The following is a 20,091-nucleotide window of genomic DNA, read 5'->3' on the forward strand; positions in this document are numbered from 1 at the left end:
TATTTGAGCGCTGGCGGCTAAGTGTTGCGTCGTATTAGAGTCTTTTTGCGCGATATCTGAAATGCAGTGAGTGATCAGCTCGTCAGTATCGACGACAATTTATTATTATAAATAGCCCTGAGAAGACAAGGAGTCTCTGATGGAATTCAATATAGACGATAAGATCGTTCAGGCCGCAGCCAAGGCGCCGAAAGTTTTTGTGGATGCATCGATTGGCGATGGAGCGGACTATAATCGCGAGACCGGAATTCAGTTGACGGCAAAGCAGATTGTCAGTCTGAGGAAGTATGAAACTTTAGGCTTGTCGCTTCCTGTTCGACTGCAAGATGTTATTGCGTATCTCAATTACGGCGCAGGCGATGCGGGCGGTGTGGGACTTGCCGCGAGGGATTTTCTACGCACATTCTCTATGACGTATGACCATGCCAAGCGCTGGTCGCCCTTGCGCGAGAAAATAATGCTGACGGGTACCGATCTTAAAATTTTCGGTGGCAGCATTATCAGGACCGGCAACGGCATTGTAGAGGTCTATGAAGATCTCAAGTCATCGAAGTACCTGGAAGAACATAATATCAATACGCCAGAGGAGTATCAGAAACTGAAACTCCGTATTCCGAATCTTCCAGATCTTGGCTTGCCTGAAGGAGATGTTCCGGAAATAAAGGCCCACCTCAATGACATGCTGGGGAAAATCAAGCGATGCCATGATAAGGCCGAGAGTGTAAGAGCAGAGCTGGATAGTTTTGGCATTGATATGCGTGAGGCGGTACTGCCCGAAATAAAACTGCGCTTGGAGTTTGTTTCCCGAAATACGTATCAGGCAGATATCAAAGTTCTGCAAGGTGAAATTGATCAGCGCTCGAAAGACATTGATGAACTCAATAAACAGTACGATAACCTGGTTCAAGAGGCGATCAAGGCGGCCGCGACCCTCAATATTGGCGGGTTGATTCTCGGCATCTATCAGGGTGTCAAGGCTGAAAAGATACGCGGTGAACGCAATAAACTGAAGGACGCGCAACACGTCTCTAATCAAAAAATGGCCAGTAAGAGTCAGACATTGAGCTCCTTGAACAAGGTGCGTGATGATCTTCAAAATCTGAGCTACGTGGCGATCGAAGCTGAGGTTGCAACTCAGAACCTTATGCTGGTGTGGAATGCGCTGAGTACTTATATCAACGCATCCGTCAAAGAAGTCGACAAGCTGGAAGATGCGACTACTTTGAGGCGATTCAAAAATCAGATACTGAGTGTCATTGAACCGTGGGAGCAGATAAAAACAAGTTCGGATCAGTTGCTGGGGGTGTTCGCACAGGCTGATAAAGAATATGAGAGTGACCGTTTGTTGATAAAAGGTAGGGCGCACATGTTTTCGCTGTCTAATGTTTCAGAAAATCCAGTTTTCAATATGACGGACCTGCGTGGTCATAATGCTGCGGTGCAAGGAGCCAACACCACTGCATTGATGCTCTTCGAACAATACGATTATTTGCCTGGCACCGTCAGCGCGATGAACAATCTGGCGATCGCTATCAACAAGACAACGTCCGACCTATGCCGCCAGGTTCAGACAACCACCATCAATCTTGTGGGTACTGAGAAAAAACTGAAGGGCTATCAGGCAGAACTCAAGTCTTCGGACGACATGGAGGAGATTCATGAAGATATGGAAGCGGAACTCAAGATTGCATACAGCACAATGTCTGCACAATCTGAAGATCTGAAAAATATCCAAAAGAGTATCAGCTCTCCTTATGACAGAGCCGCCTCTGAAAAGTGGGCTGTTACGCTGCAACAGGATCGGACATTTGTTGAAGAGCTAAAAAATCACGCTGAAGCAAAACTCGCTGAACTGACCGCGAAGATGAAGTCTGTGTCCGAGGCAATTGACTTGATCGGAAAAGCCGGAATTGAAAAAATCGGTCAAGAGGTGCAGTTGTCGCTGGATAATCTGAAAGCGCTGGGTCTGGCGCCGCCGCAGGTTCAAGTCGCCTTGTTGGCCATTGATACGCTTAAAAAACTGATTTCTGGTATTGGCGAGGCTATTTCTTATCTCAACATGTTGGCGGCGTACAACCGACTCAAGGAAAGAGCAGGCGATCTACGAGTGCAGTCGCAACAACATGCCAAAGAGATCACTCGGATTAGCGGAAAGATTGAATTGGTTCAGACGCTGGACAAACTGGACAATGGCCGGGTGGCCTACGTGATTGAACTGTCGAAGCTGGTTGCCGACTTTGAAAGGTTTTCTCTCGACTTTAAGCAAAATAAGTCTCTGCCTGTCGAGTCGCGAACTGATACCGCCATTACCCGGATCGCAACCGTTGTTAAATACATGAAGACTATTCAGTAGTCGTAAGGAGTGGGGGAGGTGGGCCGTGTGCCCACCTCTTCTAACATGGAAGATGAACACACTTACCTATGAATTTACCGCAACGCAGCGGCGCGTGTTAGATCGTTACACCCGGTTTTTGGGTACGCTGCACTCTACGTTCAACAAGATACCCGTTGTGTTTGAGCGTCGAAGAAACAGCGGGCATCAATTGGCGGTTCTGGCCAAGGATTCTCGTTTGAACAATGCCCCGTTTAATGAGCGATATCTGCATGAATTTTGGGGGCGTACCGAACAAACCCGGCTTTTATGCAGTGCTTATGTAAGCGATCTTAAAATATTTGCCGGCGAGTCCTTGGAAATAACCCGGCAGATGTCGAGGAATCAACCTATTGGTCAAGTCGACTTCAGGTTTTACAGTTTGTCCCGATCGCAGACCTGGATGTTATTTCCACCTCGGGATGTAAAGGATCTGGTTCACGAATTATTTCTTCGATTTGATGAACTGAAGTCTGCGGTACGACAACTGAAATATACGACCTCGGAATTGTTCATCGAGGCATTTGGACTGAGTTCGGTATTCACCCAGGCAATGGACCATCGATCCTGTCATTGCCATGTACAACCGACGGTTGTGCAGGAATTGTTTCGCGAGACTAACACTGCACCTGCATGGGACATCGCTTATTCGTCCAGGGACGCTTCGGTCAGGGCCGTAGAATATAAGGCCGATATTGCAGTGTTGTTTGCCAGTTTCGTTTCCGTGAATGCACCGATGGGGGTGTTTATCGAGGAACTGATCCAGCGCATCGATGGCATGATGAAAGAGTTATTGATGGCAAAGAGTGTCTCCAGACTGGGTGAGTTGAATTTCAAGTTGGGCGCAACGCTGGAGGGCGCTGATGAATGTATGGCGATGATGACGCATTTTGAAAAATGGCTACGGAAATAAAAAAAAGGCCCATGTCTCCATGGGCCTTTTTTATTGAGCGGAATACTTACACGTAGAACGACTTCAGCGGCGGGAAGCCATTGAATTCAACCGCGCTGTAACTGGTGGTGTACGCACCGGTCGACAGCCAGTACAAGCGATCACCGATTGCCAGGTTCAGCGGCAAACCGTACTTGTAGTTCTCGTACATGATGTCGGCGCTGTCGCAGGTCGGGCCGGCGATGACCACTTCTTCCATTTCGCCTTTCTTCTCGGTCCAGATCGGGAACTTGATGGCTTCGTCCATGGTTTCGATCAGGCCGGAGAACTTGCCCACATCCGTGTACACCCAGCGCTCTACCGCCGTGCGGGATTTACGCGCGACCAGTACCACTTCGCTGACCAGGATACCGGCGTTGGCGATCAGCGAGCGGCCAGGCTCCAGGATGATTTCCGGCAGGTCGTCACCGAAGTCTTCCTTGAGGAAACGGATGATTTCTTCAGCGTAGGTTTCCAGGCTGTTGGTGCGGGTGATGTAGTTGGCCGGGAAGCCGCCACCCATGTTGATCAGCTTGAGGTGAATGCCGTCTTCTTCCTTCAGACGCTCGAAGATCACTTTGACCTTGGCGATCGCTGCGTCCCAGACGCTGATGTCGCGCTGTTGCGAGCCGACGTGGAACGAGATGCCGTAAGGCACCAGGCCCAGGTCACGGGCGAGGATCAGCAGGTCCATGGCCATGTCGGTCTGGCAGCCGAATTTGCGCGACAAAGGCCAGTCAGCCGTGGTCGAGCCTTCGGTGAGGATGCGCACGTAGACTTTCGAACCCGGTGCAGCCTTGGCGATGTTGCGCAGGTCGGCTTCGGAGTCGGTGGCATACAGACGCACGCCCTTCTCGTAGAAGTAGCGAATGTCCTTGGATTTCTTGATGGTGTTGCCGTAGCTGATGCGATCCGGGCCAACGCCCTGGTTCATCACTTTGTCGAGCTCGTAGATCGACGCGATGTCGAAGTTCGAACCTTTTTCTTTGAGCAGGTCGATGATTTCGACGGCCGGGTTGGCCTTGACGGCGTAGTAGACCTTGGCGAATTCGAAACCGGCGCGCAGGTCGTCATAGGCCTGGCTGATCATCGCGGTGTCGATCACCACGAACGGGGTTTCTTGTTTGTCGGCGAAGGCCTTCATTTTGTTGAAGGTATCGCGCGCGAAATAGTCTTCGACGTTGATCGACATGCTGGGAACTCCTACTGGCAAACTGAAATTAACAATGGGTGCAAATGAACGTCCTCCGTATCCCCACTTTGGTTCGCCTACTTCCCAAGGCATGTCGCCGAAAGCAAAAAGGCCATGGGAAGCGGTGCTTTCCCTTGGCCTTGCTGTCTCGTCGTCAGTACTTGAGCCGGATGGATCGTTTCCAGCATGGACGTTCGGCGCGAACTTTAGGGCGTGAGGGGCTTGAGATCAACAAAAAATGTCGCGTTTTTGCACGCTTCCGTCGTGCGGTCCCGGACATCTACTGATGTAACCGACCTGCATGACAGTGTGATGTTCCCGCTGGATGGGTATTTGAGGGGTGTCAGAGGGATTTATGGTGTTGCCATTCGCGAGCAGGCTCGCTCCCACAGGAGATTTTTGTTGATGCGCAAATTGCATGCACACCACAGATCCCTTGTGGGAGCGAGCCTGCTCGCGAAGGCGTCCGTCAGGCCAGTGCAACCTCGGCTGGCGAAACAATGCTGGTCTTGCCACCACGAGACTTGCCGGAGCTCAGGTACTCGGCAATCGATTCCTGCGTCACTTCCCCCAGGAACACCCGCTCGGCATCCATCACTGGCAGCCACGAACGGTTGAACTCGTACATGCGCGACAGCAGGATGCGCAAGTGCTCGTCAAACGCCGCCGTGGCGTTGAACTCACGCAGGTACTGCGCGCAAGTTCCGGCCTGACGGTGCAGGTCACGACGACGCACATAGCCCAGTGCCTTGTTGTCAGCACAGGTGACCACGACATAACGACGGTCGAGTTCATCCATCAACTCCAGCGCTTCAGCCACCGGCGTTTCCGGGCTCACCGACGGTGCGTTGTCCGCCGCGTCCTCGGCTTTGACCAGCAACAGACGCTTGAGCGTGCTGTCCTGGCCGACGAAGTTGCTGACGAAATCATCCGCCGGATGCGCCAGCAGCGTGTCCGGGTGATCGATCTGCAGCAGCTTGCCGGCGCGGAAGATCGCAATTTTGTCGCCCAGCTTGATCGCTTCGTCGATGTCGTGGCTGACCATGATCACTGTCTTGTTCAGCGCACGCTGCATCTCGAAGAACTCGTTCTGGATCATCTCGCGGTTGATCGGGTCGACCGCGCCGAACGGCTCATCCATCAGCAACAACGGCGCATCCGCCGCCAGTGCGCGAATCACGCCGATCCGCTGTTGTTGACCACCGGATAATTCACGCGGGTAGCGATTCAGGTATTGCTTGGGCTCGAGCTTGATCATGCTCATCAACTCGCGGGCGCGGTCGTGGCATTTCTGCTTGTCCCAGCCGAGCAGGCGCGGAACGATGGTGATGTTTTCCTCGATGGTCATGTTCGGGAACAGACCGATTTGCTGGATCACATAACCGATGTTGCGACGCAAAGTCACTTCGTCGAGGTCGGTGGTGTCTTCGCCGTTGATCAGGATCTTGCCCGAGGTCGGCTTGATCAGGCGGTTGATCATCTTCAGCGTGGTGCTTTTGCCGCAGCCCGATGGCCCGAGGAACACACAGATTTCGCCTTCATTGACGGTCAGGCTCACCGAGTCCACGGCTTTCACATCTTTGCCGTTGCTTTGGAAGGTCTTGCTGAGGTTTTGAAGTTCGATCATTTCAGGAGTCCTTTTGGAGTCAGCGTGCGTTGCAGCCATTGCAGAAGCAGGTCGGCGAAGATGGCCAGGAGACTGACCAGCACGGCGCCGACGATCAGCATCGACATGTCGCTGCGGCTGATGGAAGCGAGAATGAGTACACCGAGGCCACCGGCACCGATGGTCGCGGCGATGGTCATGACACCGATGTTCATGACCACGGCGGTGCGAACGCCAGCGAGGATCACTGGCACTGCAATCGGCAGTTCGACCATGCGCAGGCGCTGGCCGAAGGTCATGCCGATGCCACGGGCGGCTTCGCGAATGCCGGGATCGACACCAGTCAGGGCGAGGTAGGTGTTACGCATGATCGGCAGCAGCGAGTACAAAAACACTGCAGTGATCGCCGGCATCGGACCGAGGCCCTGGCCGAATTTGGAGTAGAACGGCAGCAGCAGGCCGAACAGCGCAATCGACGGCACGGTCAGCAGCACCGTGGCGCTGGCCTGCAAGGGACCGGCGAGCGTCGGAAAACGCGTCATCAGAATGCCCAGCGGTACGCCGACCACGATCGCCAACGTCACGGCGATGCCGACGAGGGTGATGTGTTGCCAGGTCAGGTGCAGCACCAATGGCCAGTCGAGATGGGAAAAGGCGTTCAGAAATTCCATGTCTTTTCCTCCTTATTTAATGGGATGTTGGCGCAGGAAATCGGCGGCAACGGATGACGGGCTTTGGTGATCGACATCGACCCGCGCGTTGAGCTGGCGCATGGTTTCGTCGTCGAACAGTTCGGCCAGCGGCTTGAGTTCTTCGGCGAGTTTCGGATGGGCGTCGAGGTAAACCTGACGCACCACTGGCGCGGCGGTGTAGTCGGGGAAGTAGTGCTTGTCGTCTTCGAGCAGTTTCAGCTTGAAGGCGTTCAATCGACCGTCAGTGGTGTAGACCAGACCGGCAAATACCTGGCCGTTGCGCAGGGCGGTGTAGACCAAGCCAGCATCCATTTGCCGGATGTTTTTGCGCGTCAGGTTCATGCCGTAGAGGTCGACCATGCCGTTCAGACCGTCGGAACGGTTGGCGAACTCGGTGTCCAGCGCGACCAGGTGATTCTGTTTCTGCTCAGCCTGCAACACCGTGTTCAGCTCGCTGATGGTGTTGATCTGTGGATAGGCCTTCGCGGTTTTTTCCGGCAGGGCCAGGGCGTAGGTGTTGCTGAACTTCGACGGGGTCAGCCAGACGAGGCCTTTTTTCGCGTCGAGTTCTTTCACCTTGGCGTAGGACTGGGCGCTGTCGAGTTTTTCCGTGATGTGGTTGTAAGCCACCAGCGACACGCCGGTGTATTCCCACATCAGATCCAGCTGGCCACTTTCGTGGGCGCTGCGAGCCAGGTTGCTGCCCAGACCACCGGTCACCTGAGTGTCGTAACCCTTGGTGCGCAGGTATTGGGAGGTGATTTCCGCCAGCAGGGTTTGTTCGGTGAACACCCGCGCGCCGATGCGGATGACCGGTTTTTCAGCGGCTTGGGCAAATCCTGCGAACAGCAGGGCGCAGCCTAGTAAAAAGCTAAATGTCTTCATATAGATTCCTTTGCCGAGGCTTAAGACGGGCGCAAGCCGCGTTCGAGCCAGAGGCGGCTGGCGAGTGTCACCAGACCGTCGAGCAGCAAGGCCAGCAGGGCGGTGCAGGCCGCGCCGAGCAGCAATTGCGGCTGATTGTTCAGGGCGATGCCAGGGAAAATCAGGCTGCCCAGACTGTTGGCACCGATCAGGAACGCCAGCGGTGCAGTGCCGACGTTGATCGCCAGAGCCACGCGCACGCCACCGATGATGATCGGTACCGCGTTCGGTAGTTCGACTCGCCACAGCACTTGGGTCGGGGTCATGCCGATGCCGACAGCGGCTTCTTTCAGTGAACCCTGAACGTTTTTCAGGCCTTCATAGGTGTTGCGCACGATCGGCAACAGCGAGGCGAGGAACAGGGCGAAGATCGCGGGACCGCTGCCAATGCCCAGAATCCCCAGGGCGATGGCCAGTACGGCGAGAGGCGGCACGGTGTTGCCGATGTTGAAGAGCTGCATGAAGCGCTCAGCTCGGTCCACCATGGACGGACGGCTGAGGAAGATACCGGCGGGAATGCCCACAACAAGGGCGGCCAGCATGGAAACAAGGACGAGAATCAGATGAGCTTGCAGGTAAAACAACAAATCGTCGCGGTAATGTTCGATCGTGTTGATGCCAATCCAATGGACCAGCAGGGCCAGAAGGGCGACGACAACCGCTCCTCCTATCAGCCCTTTGCCATAGCGAATAGCCACAGGCGGACTCCTTTTTTCTTTTGTCGGCGAACGCAGTCCCGAGTGGCAATGCCATTCCTGGCTGCCGGGAAATAACGTTCGCGAGAAGCAGCGCGTTCTATGTCCGCAAAGGGACATGAATCGAGCCATAAGCGCAGCCTCGTCAGGCCAACTTGCTGATTTTTCAGCCCCTGGTACGAGTGCTGTAACAGGGGAGTGGACGTCTGCACCTTTTAAAAGGTTCCATAATTAACAGCATTTAGCCACCCTTGATGTCCCCTCGGGTCGGTCAATCGCCGTTGGCGACAGGGCGAGCGGTGGTCCGTAAGGCTCGGTTTGCGCTATACTCGCCGCCCTTTTTTGAATCACCTGCCAGGCGATTTCCCATGACCAAACAGGCCGCCGAAGTCGCGAAACGCCGCACTTTCGCCATTATTTCCCACCCCGATGCCGGTAAAACCACCATCACCGAGAAGCTTTTGCTGATGGGCAAGGCGATTGCGATTGCGGGCACGGTGAAGTCTCGCAAGTCCGACCGCCATGCCACCTCCGACTGGATGGAAATGGAAAAGCAGCGTGGTATTTCCATTACCACGTCGGTCATGCAGTTCCCGTATCGCGACCACATGATCAACCTGCTCGACACACCGGGCCACGAAGACTTCTCCGAAGACACCTACCGCACACTGACTGCGGTGGACTCGGCGTTGATGGTTCTTGACGGCGGTAAGGGTGTAGAGCCACGGACCATCGCGCTGATGGACGTTTGCCGTCTGCGTGATACGCCGATTGTCAGCTTCATCAACAAACTCGACCGTGACATCCGCGACCCGATTGAACTGCTCGACGAGATCGAAGCGGTCCTGAAGATCAAGGCTGCGCCGATCACCTGGCCGATCGGTTGCTACCGCGACTTCAAGGGCGTGTACCACCTCGCCGACGACTACATCATCGTGTACACCGCCGGTCACGGCCACGAACGTACCGATGTGAAAATCATCGAGAAGCTCGATTCCGATGAAGCCCGCGCGCATTTGGGCGACGAGTACGATCGCTTCGTCGATCAGCTGGAACTGGTGCAGGGTGCCTGCCACGAGTTCAATCAGCAGGAGTTCCTCGACGGCCAACTGACGCCGGTGTTCTTTGGTACTGCATTGGGTAACTTCGGTGTCGATCACGTGCTCGACGCCGTGGTCAACTGGGCGCCGAAACCGCTGGCCCGTGTGGCCAACGAGCGCACCGTCGAGCCGGTTGAAGAGAAATTCGCCGGTTTCGTGTTCAAGATCCAGGCGAACATGGACCCGAAACACCGCGACCGCATCGCCTTCATGCGTATCTGCTCCGGCAAGTACGAAAAAGGCATGAAGATGCGCCACGTGCGCACCGGCAAGGACGTACGGATCGGCGATGCGCTGACGTTCTTCTCCTCCGAGCGTGAGCAACTGGAAGAAGCGTTTGCCGGCGACATCATCGGTTTGCACAACCACGGCACCATCCAGATCGGCGACACCTTCACCGAAGGCGAAGTCCTGGGCTTCACCGGTATCCCGCACTTCGCCCCGGAACTGTTCCGCCGCGTACGCCTGCGTGATCCGCTGAAATCCAAGCAGCTGCGTCAGGGCTTGCAGCAATTGGCGGAAGAGGGCGCGACCCAGGTGTTCTTCCCCGAGCGCAGCAACGACATCATCCTCGGCGCCGTCGGTGTGCTGCAGTTCGATGTGGTCGCCAGCCGCTTGAAAGAGGAATACAAGGTTGAGTGCTCCTACGAGCCGATCACCGTTTATTCCGCACGCTGGATCGATTGCAGCGACAAGAAGAAGCTGGAGGAATTCTCCAACAAGGCCGTGGAAAACCTCGCGATCGACGGCGGTGGTCACCTGACCTACCTGGCCCCGACACGGGTCAACCTGGCATTGATGGAAGAGCGCTGGCCGGATGTGAAATTCCGTGCGACGCGTGAGCACCACTAAGCGCTGAGTCGAAACACACAAAACCCCGTTGCGAAAGCTGCGGGGTTTTTTATTGCCTGAGGTAGTTCCCCTTGTGGGAGCTTTCCATGACTTGAAATAACTGTTCGCCATAACCCTTATTCAAAACCAATCTGCCGATCACGGGCATTTCCAGCCCATCGTTAGCGTCCTATCTGGTGAACCACGCTGATCGGAACTAGATTTCATTCAGTGCCAGTCAGGCACCCAAGCGTCACCCAAAAAGGATGGATTCGGCTATGAGCATTTTTCAACGCATTGTGCTGTTGCTTAAGGTTTTAGTGATGTTGTCCGTGGGCATGTCGGCGGCGTGGGCGGAATGCCCTGAGCATGGCGAGCAGGTGTCGAGCGGGCAAGTTGTACATGCCGGAATGATGATCGCCAAATCCGAATCCGAACCTGGGGACCAGGATCAGGGCGGCAGCAAGGATGATGACGATTCGACCACTGAAGAACCCGACACCGACGACGATGAAGGTGACAGCCAGTCTTGATCGGCAGGCAAAAGAAAACCCCTTCTACTCCAACTGATGCGCAGTCGATGTAGAAGAGGTCCGGTATTGCTGTGGGAGCAAATCTGCTCCCACATTTTTATGCCGCGCCGTGGAGGAATTGCTCGGCGTAGTGGCAAGCCACCTGGCGGTTATCGAGAGGGCGCAAGGCTGGCTCTTCGGTGCTGCAACGCTCGGTGGCGTACGGGCAGCGCTTGTGGAAAGCGCAACCCGACGGCGGGTTCAACGGGTTGGGCAATTCGCCGACGATCTTGATTTTCGGCTTGTTCGGGTCCGGGTGAATGGTCGGTGTCGCCGACAACAGCGCCTGGGTGTAAGGGTGCAGCGGACGCTCGTAGATGTCGTTCTTCGGACCCATTTCCACCGGGCGACCGAGGTACATCACCATCACGTCATCGGCAACGTGTTGTACCACTGCCAGGTTGTGGGAGATGAACACGTAAGCGGTGTTGAACTCTTGCTGCAAATCCATGAACAGGTTCAGCACCTGTGCCTGAATCGACACGTCCAGCGCCGAGGTCGGTTCGTCCGCTACCAGCACTTTAGGCTGCAGCATCATTGCCCTGGCCAAAGCGATCCGCTGGCGCTGACCGCCGGAGAACATGTGCGGATAACGCTGGTAGTGCTCGGGACGCAAGCCGACCTGCTTCATCATCGCCTGGACTTTTTCGCGACGTTCGGACGCACTCAGGTTGGTGTTGATCAGCAGGGGTTCGGCGAGCTGGTCACCGACCTTTTGCCGTGGGTTGAGCGACGCGTACGGGCTCTGGAACACCATCTGCACGTCTTTGCGCAGTTGCTTGCGCTGGGCCTTGTCGGCACCGGCGACTTCCTGGCCGGCGATTTTCAAGGAGCCGGAGGACGGCTCTTCGATCAGGGTCAACGCACGGGCCAGGGTGGATTTGCCGCAACCCGATTCACCGACGACCGCGAGGGTCTTGCCGGCTTCCAGTTCGAACGACACGCCATTGAGGGCGCGTACGGTCGCATGGCCCTTGAACAGGCCGCGGGACACTTCGTAGTGACGGGTCAGGTCGCGGGCGGTAAGTACGACGGCCATTACGCCACCTCCTGATTAAGCGGGTAGAAGCAGCGGGCGAGGCTGTTGCTTTTCGGGTCCAGGGCAGGACGTTGCTGACGGCAGGTTTCCTGCACGTACGGGCAACGCGGCGACAGCAGGCAACCCTGCGGACGGTCATAACGACCGGGAACGATGCCCGGCAGTGTCGACAGGCGTGTGGCGCCCAGGCTGTGTTCCGGAATTGCCTTGAGCAGTGCTTCGCTGTACGGGTGCGCCGGAATGTCGAACAGCTGTGGCACCTGACCGACTTCAACCGCTTGGCCGGCGTACATCACGCACACGCGCTGGGCGGTTTCAGCCACGACCGCTAGGTCGTGAGTGATCAGCACCAGGCCCATGTTCTGCTCTTTCTGCAACGCCAGCAGCAGGTCCATGATCTGCGCCTGAATCGTTACGTCCAGTGCCGTGGTCGGTTCGTCAGCGATCAGCAGTTTCGGTTCGCCGGCAATCGCCATGGCGATCGCAACACGCTGGCTCATACCGCCGGACAGTTGGTGCGGGTAGGCGTCCATACGGCTCGCGGCGCCCGGGATTTCTACTTTTTCCAGCAGCTCGATGGCGCGCTTGCGCGCTTGTTTGCCGGACATTTTCAGGTGCAGGCGTAGCACTTCTTCGATCTGGAAACCGACGGTGTAGCTCGGGTTCAGCGCGGTCATGGGGTCCTGGAAGACCATGGCCAGGTCTTTGCCGACGATCTTCCGACGTTGACGGTTGCTGAGTTTGAGCATGTTCGTACCGTCGAAATTCAGCGCGTCGGCGGTAACGATTCCCGGGTGCTCGATCAGGCCCATCAGCGCCATCATGGTCACGGATTTACCCGAACCCGACTCGCCAACGATGGCCAGAACTTCGCCCTTGTCCACGGAAATGTCGAGGCCGTCGACCACCGGAACAGCATTGGCGTCGCCGAAACGAACGCTGAGATTCTTGATTTCTAACAGTGACATTTGAATCTCCTCAGGCGGCGTTCTTGAGTTTCGGGTCCAGCGCATCGCGCAGGCCGTCGCCCATCAAGTTGATTGCCAGCACGCTGAGCAAAATGGTCAAACCTGGCAGACTGACTACCCACCAGGCGCGTTCGATGTAGTCGCGAGCCGAAGCCAGCATGGTGCCCCACTCAGGGGTTGGCGGTTGTACGCCAAGGCCGAGGAAGCCCAGAGCCGCGGCATCGAGAATCGCCGAGGAGAAGCTCAAGGTCGCCTGAACGATCAGTGGCGCCATGCAGTTGGGCAGCACAGTGACGAACATCAGGCGTGGCAGGCCGGCACCGGCCAGGCGTGCGGCGGTCACGTAGTCGCGGTTCAGCTCGCCCATCACCGCGGCGCGGGTCAGACGAACATAGGACGGCAACGAAACCACGGCGATGGCGATGATGGTGTTGATCAGGCCAGGGCCGAGGATGGCGACAATCGCCACGGCCAGCAGCAGGGACGGCAGGGCCAGCATGATGTCCATGAGACGCATGATGGTCGGGCCGAGCAGGCGCGGGAAGAAACCGGCGAACAGACCCAGCAGGATGCCGGGGATCAGCGACATGACCACCGACGACAGACCGATCAGCAGCGACAGGCGTGAGCCGGTGATCAGCCGTGACAGCAGGTCACGCCCCAGCTCATCGGTGCCGAACAGGAACTGAATCTGCCCACCTTCCAGCCAGGCCGGCGGTGTCAGCAGGAACTCGCGAAATTGTTCGCTCGGGTTGTGCGGGGCAACCCATGGCGCGAACAGTGCGCAGAACACCACGAGGATCATGAACAGCAGGCCGGCGACAGCCCCTTTGTTCTTCGAGAACGCTTGCCAGAACTCTTTGTACGGCGATGGATAAAGCAGGCTTTGATCGACTGCTACTGAGGGGGTTGGAGTGCTCATTAGTCTTGATCTCAGCGCTGGTGACGAATGCGTGGGTTGGCAAAGCCGTAGAGGATGTCCACGATGAAGTTGACCAGAATCACAATGCAGGCAATTAGCAGGATGCCGTTCTGCACCACGGGATAATCCCGCGCGCCAATGGCTTCGATCAGCCATTTGCCGATGCCTGGCCAGGAGAAGATGGTTTCGGTCAGGACCGCACCGGCCAACAGGGTGCCGACTTGCAGGCCGACCACGGTCAGCACCGGGATCAGGGCGTTGCGCAGGCCGTGGACGAATACCACGCGTGCTGGCGACAGGCCTTTGGCGCGGGCGGTGCGGATGTAGTCTTCACGCAGCACTTCGAGCATTGAAGAGCGGGTCATCCGTGCAATCACCGCCAGCGGAATGGTGCCCAATACGATTGCGGGGAGAATCAGGTGGTGCAGGTAGTCGAGCAGGGCGCCGGGTTCATCGCTGAGCCAGGTATCGATCAGCATGAAACCTGTTGGGCGCTCGATATCGATAAGCAGGTCGTTTTGCCCCGATACCGGCGTCCATCCCAGGGTCACCGAGAAGAACATGATCAGAATCAGGCCCCACCAGAAGATCGGCATCGAATATCCCGCAAGGGAGATGCCCATTACCCCATGGTCGAACAGGGACCCTCGCTTGAGTGCCGCAATCACCCCGGCCAGCAGTCCCAGGACGCCAGCGAACAGCAGGGCGGCCATGGACAGCTCGAAGGTGGCGGGGAACAGGGACTTGAATTCGCTCCACACGCTTTCACGGGTACGCAGCGATTCGCCGAGGTCGCCGTGAGCCAGTTTGCCGACGTAGTCCAGGTATTGGGCATACAGCGGTTTGTTCAGACCAAGGCGTTCCATTGCCTGAGCATGCATTTCGGGGTCGACTCGACGTTCGCCCATCATTACTTCCACGGGGTCGCCTGGAATCATGCGAATCAACGCGAAAGTCAGCAAGGTGATGCCGAAGAACGTGGGGATCAATAACCCCAATCGGCGGGCAATAAAACTAAACATCTTGTGGTGTACCTCATCAGCCGGTTAGGCGTGCCTGGTGTCCCTGGAGTCAGGGACACCGGGAGTTTTCTTATTTACTTCACCTGGGTGGTGGCGAAGTTATTCGTGGTAAGCGGGCTAATGTGATAGCCCTCTACGTTGTTGCGCATTGCAGTAAACATACGGGTGTGCGCCATGCTGATCCATGGCTGGTCCTGATTGAAAACCTCCTGGGCTTGCTCGTAGAGCGCTGCACGTTCCGTCGGGTTCACTTTAGCTCGGGCTTCGTCGATCAGCGTCTGGAATTTCTCGTTGCACCAGCGCGCGTAGTTTTCGCCGTTCTTGGCTGCTTCGCAACTCAGCATAGGCGTCAGGAAGTTATCCGGATCGCCGTTATCACCCGCCCATCCGGCGGAAACCATGTCGTGCTCGCCGTTTTTCGCACGTTTGAGCATTTCGCCCCATTCCATGACGCGAATATCGATCTTGATGCCGACCTTGGCCAGGTCAGCCTGCATCATCTGCGCGCCCAGCATCGGGTTCGGGTTGGTCGGCCCGCCGCCGTTACGGGTGAACAGTGTAAACGTTGTGCCTTCCGGTACGCCTGCTTCCTTGAGCAAGGCGCGGGCCTTGTCCAGGTCACGCGGCGGGTTGGTCAGCTTGTGGTTGTAGCCCAGCAGGGTGTCCGGGTACGGGTTGACCGCCACCGTCGCATTGCCTTTGCCGAACAGCGCGTTGACATAGGCCGCCTTGTCGAACGCAATGTCGATGGCTTTGCGCACGCGCACATCGCTCATGTATTTGTGCGAGGTGTTCATCGCGATGTAGGAAACGGTCATCGCGTTCAGCTCATCAACCTTCAGGTTGGTGTCTTTCTTGATGCTCGGGATGTCATCCGGTTTCGGATACAGCGCGATCTGGCACTCGTTGGCCTTGAGCTTTTGCAGACGCACGTTGTTGTCGGTGGCAATCGCCAGGATCAACGCGTCAGCCGGTGGCTTGCCACGGAAGTAGTCCGGGTTGGCCTTGAAGCGAACCTGAGCGTCCTTGTTGTAACGCTGGAACACGAACGGGCCGGTGCCGATCGGCTTGTTGTTCAGGTCGCCGGCCTTGTTCGCCTTGAGCAACTGGTCGGCGTATTCGGCCGAGTAGATCGAGGAGAAGGCCATGGCGATGTCGGCCAGGAACGGCGCTTCACGACGCGTCAGGGTGAACTTGACCGTGTTGTCGTCGACTTTCTCGACGCTTTTCAGCAGTTCCTTGAAGCCCATGCTTTCAAAGTACGGGAAACCCACGCTCGACAGTTTGTGCCATGGGTGGTTCGGGTCCAGCTGACGCTGGAAGCTCCAGACCACATCGTCGGCGTTCATGTCGCGCGTCGGCTTGAAGTAATCGGTGGTGTGAAACTTGACGCCTTTGCGCAGGTGGAACGTGTAGCTCAGACCGTCTTCGCTGATGTCCCAGGAATCGGCCAGTGCCGGAATCACTTCAGTGGTGCCCGGCTTGAAGTCCGCCAGACGGTTGAAGATGGTTTCAGCCACGGCGTCGGCTGTGACTGCAGTCGTGTACTGGACCATATCGAAGCCTTCCGGACTGGCTTCGGTGCAGACCACCAGGGGTTTGGCAGCGACGCCAACAGCGACACTCAGCAACGCGGCAGCGATGGCCGCACGTAGGGGAAGCATTTTCATCAAGAACCCTCTGCAATCAGTTAAAGGACTAATGCCCAACAGCTGATTCGTCACTGAATCAGCCGTTGGGCAGGTGCATTACAGGATGTTGAAAGGAATGGTGGTCACGAGACGGAACTCGTTGATGCTGCCATCACCCTGGTTTTCACTGGCGCGGTGAGCGGTGTAGGTCGCGCGAACAGTGGTGGCCTTGAGTGGGCCGCTTTGAATGGCGTACGTCGAACCGATGCCGTATTCGTAGTGGGTCTCGCCGTCCATGTTTTTCACGTCATAGGCGGTACCGGTGTAGTGAGTACCGTCGATGCCCCAGCCGCGAGCCTGGTAGATGTTGAATTTCAGGCCTGGCACGCCGTATTCAGCCATGTTCAGGCCGTAGGCGATCTGGAAGGACTTCTCGTTCGGGCCGTTGAAGTCCGACAGCAGGGAGTTGGCCAGGTAGATGCCGTTGGTTTCGTGCAGGTAGTCGAAGTACTCGTTACCGTTAATTTCCTGGTACGAGAAGGTCAGGCTGTGAGCCTGGTGAGTCAGGCCGAACGACAGGGAGCCGGCCTGGTTGTCGATTTCGCCCAGCAGTCTTTTACCTTCGTCGACGGTCTTGTAGTAGTTCAGGCCGGTGGTCAGGCTCAGTACCGAACTGTCACCCAACACGTGGCTGGCGCCGAAGTAGTACTGGTTCCAGAAGTCTTCGGCCTGGGTCGCCCACAGGCTGGTGGTCAGGCTGGCGAAAGGGGTATAGGTGAGGCCTGCCGTATTAACGTGATCGGTTTCAGCAGTAATGTTTTGGTATTCGGAGCGGAACTTGCTCAGGCTTTCTTCGGTACGCGGCGAAACGCGGTCAAAGGTCCCCAGGTCGAATGCCAGGTTGTTAAGTTCTTCGCTGTGGATCGCCACACCTTCGAAGCTCGAAGGCAGGGCACGGTTACCGATCACATCGACCTGCGGGCTGCTGAAGTTCATGCGGCCGGCGGTCAGGGTGGTGTTGGAGATGCGCGCCTTGACGTTGGCCAGGCCTACCTTGCTCCACTGACCTTGAGCGTCGCCGCCTTCTTTGGTCAGGGTACGGTTGTTGCCCGCGCCTGGACGGGAGCCCGGTGCGCCGCCGTTATTGGAGGCCAGGTTCTCGCGATCACGCTCCAACGCAACAGCGTTGTAGGCGGCCACTTCGGTGCTGAAACCTACAGTGCCTTCGGTGAAACCGGAGTTGTACTTGACGATGGTGCCTTGAACCCAGTTGATACGACGATCAGTCGGGGTGGCTACACCGTCTTTGCGGTAAGTGAACTTGCCGCCACGTTTCAGTTGTTCGTTAGCGTACCAGTTGCGCGTAGTGCCGGAGACCGATTGACCTTCGACGAAGCCAGTTGCATCAGCTTGTGCACTTTTGGTGTTGACCGTCACCGGGGTGAATTCCTGGCTCTGGGTTTCTGCGTACGCCGAGGCGGTAACGCTGCTGATGGCCAAGGCCAATAACGCGGTGCTGCTCAGTTTCATGGGTGAAGCTCCTTACTTTCTTTTTTTTAATGCCGGTCTTATTGGTGATCCGGCTATTGGTTTAGAACTCATACAAGGCATCGCAAACGTTTGCTGCAGGCCGGATTGGCGAATTACGGCAATACGCTTGCGTGAGGGCGTAATACGCCCCCAGCGTTCTGGCTAATCGGTTATTGGTCGATACTGACGCCCGAGAACACGTTGCGGCCGAAGGGGCTGACTTTGAACCCTTCGACTTTGGCGCTTAACGGCTGGTTAACCGTCGAGTGGGCGACTGGCGTGATCGGCACCTGCTGTTTGAGGTACTGCTGCGCCTGTTTGTACAGCACGGTGCGTTGGCCCTGGTCAGTGACGACCTTGGCCTGCTTGACCAGCTTGTCGTAAGCCGGATCACACCACATGGAGTAGTTGTTGCCGCCAATGGCGTCGCAGCTGTAAAGCGTGCCGAGCCAGTTGTCCGGGTCTCCATTGTCCCCGGTCCAGCCGATCAGGCTGATGTCGTGCTCGCCATTCTTGGTGCGCTTGATGTACTCGCCCCATTCATAGCTGACGATCTTCACTTTGAGGCCGATTTTCGCCCAGTCAGCCTGGAGCATCTCGGCCATCAACTTGGCGTTCGGGTTGTAAGGGCGCTGAACAGGCATCGCCCACAGGGTGATTTCGGTGCCTTCCTTCACGCCGGCAGCCTTGAGCAGTTCCCTGGCTTTTTCCGGGTTGTAGGCGGCGTCTTTGATCGTTTCGTCGTACGACCATTGGGTCGGCGGCATGGCGTTGACGGCCAACTGCCCGGCACCCTGGTAGACGGCGTTGAGAATGCTTTGCTTGTTCACCGCCATGTCCAGCGCCTGGCGCACTTCGAGCTGGTCGAAAGGCTTGTGCCGAACGTTGTAGGCGATGTAGCCGAGGTTGAAGCCAGGCTTCTCGATGAGCTTGAGTTTTTCGTCGTTCTTCAGCGCGGTCACATCGGCAGGGCGTGGATGCAGGGTAATCTGGCACTCGTTGGCCTTGAGTTTCTGCACGCGCACCGAAGCGTCGGTGTTGATGGCGAAAATCAGGTTGTCGAGCTTGACCCGGCTCGGGTCCCAGTACTGCTTGTTGCCGATGTAACGGATGTTGGAGTCTTTCTGGTAACTCTTGAAGACAAACGGGCCTGTGCCGATCGGCTTCTGATTGATGTCACTCGGCTTCCCGCCTGCCAGCAGCTTGTCGGCGTACTCGGCGGACAGAATGGCGGCGAAGCTCATGGCGATGTTCTGGATGAACGCGGCGTCGACGCTGTTGAGCGTCATGACCACGGTCAGCGGCCCGGTCTTTTCGACCTTGGCGATGTTCTTGTTCAGGCTCATCCCGTTGAAATACGGGAACTCGGTCGGATAAGCCTTACGGAAAGGGTGTTGCGGATCGAGCATGCGATTAAACGTGAACAGCACGTCATCGGCATTGAAGTCGCGGGTCGGCGTGAAGAAAGGCGTGGTGTGAAACTTCACCCCTTCGCGCAGGTGAAAGGTGTACTTGAGGCCGTCTTCGGAAATATCCCAACTGGTGGCCAGGCCCGGTACGACATTGGTCGCGCCTTTTTCAAACTCTGCCAAACGGTTGTACAGCGGCTCGGCGGCGTCGTTATCGGTCGCAGTGGTGTACTGCGCCGTGTCGAAACCGGCGGGGCTGCCTTCAGAGCAGAACACCAGGCTGTTATTGGCGGCCTGGATTGATGTGGCGGCCAACAGGCCGGTGCCCAGTAATGCGGATAAAACCAAGGAATGGCGCATGACGCTCCCTCTTGTAATCACGAGTGTTTTGACAATGAGCCGCCGTCCCGTCCTGGGACGTGGAGGATCATTGACTTCAAACCATGCTTTTCAGCAATAACCGAGAGCCCACGCATGAGCTGGTCAGAACCCGACGGTATGACCCGTGGATCTGGCAGTAAATGCGTAGAGTCCTAAAGACTCGTAGGAAATGGCAACGCGTCCGACTCCACCGCCGTAGTACACGGAGGAAACGGATGTAAGAGTTTTCCTACTTTCTCGGCAGATAAAGCAACGGCGACGTCAAAAACGTCGCC

At 56.6% G+C, this 20,091-nt stretch carries 16 protein-coding genes; 4 read left to right on the plus strand and 12 right to left on the minus strand.

Annotation, left to right across the window (positions count from 1 at the left end; genetic code table 11):
• The first annotated feature begins 139 nt into the window (after nucleotides 1–139).
• The gene (locus ACWKV5_RS18810) at nucleotides 140–2,353 is read left to right on the plus strand and encodes an alpha-xenorhabdolysin family binary toxin subunit A (protein ID WP_483842515.1); all 2,214 of its coding nucleotides are present in this window, start codon (nucleotides 140–142) and stop codon (nucleotides 2,351–2,353) included.
• A gap of 52 nt (nucleotides 2,354–2,405) precedes the next feature.
• The gene (locus tag ACWKV5_RS18815) at nucleotides 2,406–3,284 is read left to right on the plus strand and encodes a hypothetical protein (protein ID WP_483842516.1); all 879 of its coding nucleotides are present in this window, start codon (nucleotides 2,406–2,408) and stop codon (nucleotides 3,282–3,284) included.
• A 46-nt stretch (nucleotides 3,285–3,330) separates the two neighbouring features.
• On the opposite strand, the gene ACWKV5_RS18820 is transcribed toward ACWKV5_RS18815, so the two are convergent.
• The 5 genes from ACWKV5_RS18820 to ACWKV5_RS18840 all read right to left on the minus strand — a co-directional run bounded on the left by ACWKV5_RS18820 (nucleotide 3,331) and on the right by ACWKV5_RS18840 (nucleotide 8,414).
• A complete protein-coding gene (locus ACWKV5_RS18820) occupies nucleotides 3,331–4,494 on the minus strand; it encodes a type III PLP-dependent enzyme (protein ID WP_027924486.1) in 1,164 nt (387 codons plus the stop codon).
• 469 nt (nucleotides 4,495–4,963) lie between these two features.
• Nucleotides 4,964–6,121 (minus strand): osmoprotectant ABC transporter ATP-binding protein OsmV, encoded by a 1,158-nt coding sequence (locus ACWKV5_RS18825; protein WP_483842517.1) that lies wholly within the window; start codon nucleotides 6,119–6,121, stop codon nucleotides 4,964–4,966.
• Nucleotides 6,118–6,771, minus strand: coding sequence for an ABC transporter permease (locus ACWKV5_RS18830; protein ID WP_140664124.1), 654 nt, complete (start codon nucleotides 6,769–6,771; stop codon nucleotides 6,118–6,120). Before ACWKV5_RS18830 ends, ACWKV5_RS18825 begins: the two co-directional genes overlap by 4 nt.
• Nucleotides 6,772–6,783: 12 nt before the next feature.
• On the minus strand, nucleotides 6,784–7,677 hold the full coding sequence (locus ACWKV5_RS18835; RefSeq protein WP_483842518.1) for a glycine betaine ABC transporter substrate-binding protein: 894 nt from the start codon (nucleotides 7,675–7,677) through the stop codon (nucleotides 6,784–6,786).
• 20 nt (nucleotides 7,678–7,697) lie between these two features.
• Nucleotides 7,698–8,414, minus strand: a complete 717-nt coding sequence (locus ACWKV5_RS18840; RefSeq protein WP_483842519.1) for an ABC transporter permease — start codon at nucleotides 8,412–8,414, stop codon at nucleotides 7,698–7,700.
• A 365-nt stretch (nucleotides 8,415–8,779) separates the two neighbouring features.
• On the opposite strand from ACWKV5_RS18840, the gene ACWKV5_RS18845 reads away from it, so the two are divergent.
• Nucleotides 8,780–10,363, plus strand: a complete 1,584-nt coding sequence (locus ACWKV5_RS18845) for a peptide chain release factor 3 (protein ID WP_483842520.1) — start codon at nucleotides 8,780–8,782, stop codon at nucleotides 10,361–10,363.
• Between the two features lie 257 nt (nucleotides 10,364–10,620).
• A complete protein-coding gene (locus tag ACWKV5_RS18850; protein WP_483842521.1) occupies nucleotides 10,621–10,875 on the plus strand; it encodes a hypothetical protein in 255 nt (84 codons plus the stop codon).
• A 97-nt stretch (nucleotides 10,876–10,972) separates the two neighbouring features.
• On the opposite strand, the gene ACWKV5_RS18855 is transcribed toward ACWKV5_RS18850, so the two are convergent.
• The 7 genes from ACWKV5_RS18855 to ACWKV5_RS18885 all read right to left on the minus strand — a co-directional run bounded on the left by ACWKV5_RS18855 (nucleotide 10,973) and on the right by ACWKV5_RS18885 (nucleotide 19,795).
• Nucleotides 10,973–11,953 carry a peptide ABC transporter ATP-binding protein gene (locus ACWKV5_RS18855; protein ID WP_483842522.1) on the minus strand — a complete coding sequence of 327 codons (981 nt, stop codon included), beginning with the start codon at nucleotides 11,951–11,953 and terminating at the stop codon, nucleotides 10,973–10,975.
• Nucleotides 11,953–12,921 carry an ABC transporter ATP-binding protein gene (locus ACWKV5_RS18860; protein WP_483842523.1) on the minus strand — a complete coding sequence of 323 codons (969 nt, stop codon included), beginning with the start codon at nucleotides 12,919–12,921 and terminating at the stop codon, nucleotides 11,953–11,955. The genes ACWKV5_RS18855 and ACWKV5_RS18860 overlap by 1 nt, the downstream gene beginning before the upstream one ends.
• A 10-nt stretch (nucleotides 12,922–12,931) precedes the next feature.
• Nucleotides 12,932–13,843 (minus strand): ABC transporter permease subunit, encoded by a 912-nt coding sequence (locus ACWKV5_RS18865; protein ID WP_483842524.1) that lies wholly within the window; start codon nucleotides 13,841–13,843, stop codon nucleotides 12,932–12,934.
• An 11-nt stretch (nucleotides 13,844–13,854) separates the two neighbouring features.
• The gene (locus ACWKV5_RS18870) at nucleotides 13,855–14,865 is read right to left on the minus strand and encodes an ABC transporter permease subunit (protein ID WP_483842525.1); all 1,011 of its coding nucleotides are present in this window, start codon (nucleotides 14,863–14,865) and stop codon (nucleotides 13,855–13,857) included.
• A 74-nt stretch (nucleotides 14,866–14,939) separates the two neighbouring features.
• Nucleotides 14,940–16,535, minus strand: a complete 1,596-nt coding sequence (locus tag ACWKV5_RS18875; RefSeq protein WP_483842526.1) for an ABC transporter substrate-binding protein — start codon at nucleotides 16,533–16,535, stop codon at nucleotides 14,940–14,942.
• A gap of 78 nt (nucleotides 16,536–16,613) precedes the next feature.
• Nucleotides 16,614–18,026 (minus strand): OprD family porin, encoded by a 1,413-nt coding sequence (locus tag ACWKV5_RS18880; RefSeq protein ID WP_483842527.1) that lies wholly within the window; start codon nucleotides 18,024–18,026, stop codon nucleotides 16,614–16,616.
• Nucleotides 18,027–18,196: 170 nt separating this feature from the next.
• A complete protein-coding gene (locus ACWKV5_RS18885; protein ID WP_483842528.1) occupies nucleotides 18,197–19,795 on the minus strand; it encodes an ABC transporter substrate-binding protein in 1,599 nt (532 codons plus the stop codon).
• Between the last annotated feature and the right edge of the window lie 296 nt (nucleotides 19,796–20,091).

It is taken from the genome of Pseudomonas oplopanacis, from assembly GCF_057128725.1.

Coding starts and splice junctions, on each gene's coding strand:
- ACWKV5_RS18860 (WP_483842523.1), bottom strand. CDS start 12,921: ATGTCACTGTTAGAAATCAAGAATCTCAGCGTTCGTTTCGGCGACGCC.
- ACWKV5_RS18865 (WP_483842524.1), bottom strand. CDS start 13,843: ATGAGCACTCCAACCCCCTCAGTAGCAGTCGATCAAAGCCTGCTTTAT.
- ACWKV5_RS18850 (WP_483842521.1), top strand. CDS start 10,621: ATGAGCATTTTTCAACGCATTGTGCTGTTGCTTAAGGTTTTAGTGATG.
- ACWKV5_RS18825 (WP_483842517.1), bottom strand. CDS start 6,121: ATGATCGAACTTCAAAACCTCAGCAAGACCTTCCAAAGCAACGGCAAA.
- ACWKV5_RS18880 (WP_483842527.1), bottom strand. CDS start 18,026: ATGAAACTGAGCAGCACCGCGTTATTGGCCTTGGCCATCAGCAGCGTT.
- ACWKV5_RS18875 (WP_483842526.1), bottom strand. CDS start 16,535: ATGAAAATGCTTCCCCTACGTGCGGCCATCGCTGCCGCGTTGCTGAGT.
- ACWKV5_RS18830 (WP_140664124.1), bottom strand. CDS start 6,771: ATGGAATTTCTGAACGCCTTTTCCCATCTCGACTGGCCATTGGTGCTG.
- ACWKV5_RS18855 (WP_483842522.1), bottom strand. CDS start 11,953: ATGGCCGTCGTACTTACCGCCCGCGACCTGACCCGTCACTACGAAGTG.
- ACWKV5_RS18870 (WP_483842525.1), bottom strand. CDS start 14,865: ATGTTTAGTTTTATTGCCCGCCGATTGGGGTTATTGATCCCCACGTTC.
- ACWKV5_RS18845 (WP_483842520.1), top strand. CDS start 8,780: ATGACCAAACAGGCCGCCGAAGTCGCGAAACGCCGCACTTTCGCCATT.
- ACWKV5_RS18815 (WP_483842516.1), top strand. CDS start 2,406: ATGAACACACTTACCTATGAATTTACCGCAACGCAGCGGCGCGTGTTA.
- ACWKV5_RS18885 (WP_483842528.1), bottom strand. CDS start 19,795: ATGCGCCATTCCTTGGTTTTATCCGCATTACTGGGCACCGGCCTGTTG.
- ACWKV5_RS18820 (WP_027924486.1), bottom strand. CDS start 4,494: ATGTCGATCAACGTCGAAGACTATTTCGCGCGCGATACCTTCAACAAA.
- ACWKV5_RS18810 (WP_483842515.1), top strand. CDS start 140: ATGGAATTCAATATAGACGATAAGATCGTTCAGGCCGCAGCCAAGGCG.
- ACWKV5_RS18835 (WP_483842518.1), bottom strand. CDS start 7,677: ATGAAGACATTTAGCTTTTTACTAGGCTGCGCCCTGCTGTTCGCAGGA.